This is a genomic window from Ureibacillus yapensis, from assembly GCF_003515775.1.
Classification (GTDB): Bacteria; Bacillota; Bacilli; order Bacillales_A; family Planococcaceae; genus Ureibacillus; species Ureibacillus yapensis.
Genome location: NZ_QWEI01000024.1, coordinates 1 through 2,842, shown reverse-complemented (window position 1 = coordinate 2,842; position 2,842 = coordinate 1). Strand labels below are relative to the sequence as shown.

The 2,842-nt window shown below is 37.9% G+C and carries 2 protein-coding genes; both read right to left on the bottom strand.

Annotated elements, in window-relative coordinates:
- Window positions 1-727: 727 nt before the first annotated feature.
- The gene (locus D1B33_RS18200; RefSeq protein WP_118877830.1) at window positions 728-1,417 is read right to left on the bottom strand and encodes a Dph6-related ATP pyrophosphatase; all 690 of its coding nucleotides are present in this window, start codon (window positions 1,415-1,417) and stop codon (window positions 728-730) included.
- Window positions 1,418-1,510: 93 nt separating this feature from the next.
- Window positions 1,511-2,218: a nuclease-related domain-containing protein gene (locus D1B33_RS18195; RefSeq protein WP_118877829.1), complete on the bottom strand. Its 708-nt coding sequence runs from the start codon at window positions 2,216-2,218 to the stop codon at window positions 1,511-1,513.
- Window positions 2,219-2,842: the final 624 nt, after the last annotated feature.

The window sequence follows — 2,842 nt, the reverse complement described above, 5'->3', positions numbered from 1 at the left end:
ATGGAAATTTTGTATAATACATAATGAACCAACATAAATTAAAAAGGACTGCTTGATGTTGCTGCATCAAGTAGCCATATGTAATAGTCGGTCCCTTTAAAGGGGGTTGGCTGACTGGATTGTATAACCCATCTGAGCGCCTAACTCAAGGATGGGTTATTTTTTATGGTTTGACGAAAGTATTGAGACAATGTTACTGCAAACATTAACGCTTCGTATACTGTCATAAGCTCACCCCGGCCTGCACGATGCAGGTCATGCTTGACGTTATATGCCAAAAAGCCATCATTAGTAAGCTGGTTTAAGGGCAGAGTAAATAAACTTGTCATGAAGGAATCAGGAAATAAAAAAACCCGGAAATAATTCCGGGTCTGATTACACTACATTTTATCCATGACACGTCTGCCTCCGCTTCCACATCCATCTTAAGAGAAATCCCAAGAAAAATATGCTTTAGCTTCAATCAGATTAGACGGTTCTTCCGAATAATCGCTCAATCGCACTCATCGGGTTAACCCTCCCAGTCATTAGATTCGAAGTGAAATCTTCAATAGTATGAGTTGATTTTACTGTTTCATACGCAAGTTTGGAAATTTTCTTAAAAATACCGCTAAATAAATTCTCTAATTTCCGCCATAATATTCAAAAGGGGTGGGAGATTGAATTTACCAACTGTTCAATTTACGAAGGAGGTTCGGACATTTTTGCAAGAAGAGCTCATTTGTATTTATCGATCATTCATCTGCTCTAACTCCAAAGGCAAAAAAGCGTAATCGCCGTCTTTAAGAATCTCGCCTTTACGAACTGGAATTGGATGCTTGAAAATAGGTCCGTCAAGTACAGTGGTATGGAATTCGCCATTTTCTCCGCAGGGGTCAATCCCGCGGGCTACGAGCTCTTTCACGTATTCATGGGTGAACGTTCGTCCTAAATCGTCCTCTCGCATGCCAAGCGATAAATTAACTGTTACGATCATCGTGACAAATCCAAGATTGATGAACTCTTCGACAGCTTCCCGACGGTCGCATCCCCATAAAGGCATATGAAGCTTCAACCCGGCATTTTCCGCAACTTTTTCATTCCAACTAGCATGTCCGGCAATATCCAAATCGCCGGTTACCAGCACATCTGCTCCTTGAAGCTTAGATGTTTCCAATAGGCGCATAAACTCTTTTTCATAATCTGTCCAACTTGCAGCTGCTGTATAGACGGGCAACCCTATGGAGCGAGCTTGGGCGCGTATGATTTCCGGAGGCATGCCGTGGGATCTGGAACGTTTTCCTTCCTCCTCAAGCATAACAATCAGACCAATCGCTTCTCCAGCCTTGCTTGCTTTATAGAGAGCCAAGACACTATCCTTTCCTCCGCTAAAAGAAGCGATGAATTTATGTCCGTGTATACTATCTTTCCAATCCATTTATATTTTCCCCCTTTACATTATTGATTGAATATTTATATTTCATCATGATAAAAAGTATATCATGTAAAAAGTTTAGTATAGCTGATCCAATTAACTCTGCTGTCCCTTAATCCGTTCCACATGGTCCCGCTTTACCGACTGATCTGCCTTCTGATATTGCGATAGGAAGTTATAGATTCTGTCTATGTAAGCTGCATCCAATATGTTAGGGGAAACTTGTATTTGTTGAGCCATTTGTTTTGCTAACTGGTTGCGTTTGATGATAAATGTATCTTTTGCTTCGCAGGAGACTTTCTTCAGCTCGCATCTTTCACTAAAGACAATCAAGGACTTATAATGTACCTTCTCAATGGAGGGCAAGATATTTTGAAGGGCTTTGATATGGCCGATGTTTTGTTTAATCGGGTTATAAAAGGGGAACTTTTGGCCATTCGGAAAGGTTTGCATCCACTTTTGTGATTTTTCGTCTCCAAAAATCCAGCCGCTGTAATTTTTTGATTCGATAACATAGATGCCCGTTTCATGAAGGTAGACTAAATCGATTTCGGTCGTTTGTTCTTTGCCGTTGGGAAGATAAAGGTTGAACAATGCTTTGTGGTAGCCGGGCAACTTTGCTATTTTTCCATAGGAGGAGAATTCCCCATAATTGCCTTTGTTGAACAACGTGGATAAAAACCCATTTCCCGTCTGTTCCTTATAAGTAGCCATCACTGACTTTTGTTTAGGATTACCTGATAATTTCTTGGGTGCTGGTGGATTTAACAGATCAACAATATTACGGATGAGTGTCTTGAACATAGAACGCCACTGCCTCTCTTATATTACTTTTTCTATATTTTACCAAATAATAGGTTGCGTTTGTGTAAATCATAGTGAAAGTAGGGAGTTTCTTAATCTAAAGATAGACTCTTTGATAGGAGATGTTACTTAAGTAAAGAGCGTTACAAACAGAATGCAAGAAGTTTGGGTTACAGGTAGGTGAATTATTCATATGTGATAATGAATTTATACAAACAACGACGAGCCTTTATAAAGGTCGATAGAAAAGAAAATAAACTACCGGAAAAATGTTTTATCTATAAATAATATGGGTAAGATAGCTTCAAAACAAAATTGGTTCTTTTATTTTCACTATATTATAGTAGCAAAATAAAAAATGATTTTATTTTTATTTTTTGTTGCTATTTTATTATTGTCATGATAATATTAAATAGCTGTCGCAAGAGAATATCATTTAAAAAGACTTAGAGAAAAAGATTTTTAAAAGATGTTGACATGCAGGGTGTTATCATTATATAATGAAAACCTCGCTGCTTCGGCAAGTGAAAAAATATTTTAAAATAGTTATTGACAACTGAGTCGCTATTTTATATAATAAAGTTCCTGTCTGTTAAAAAAGACGGTAACAAATGAACCTTGAAA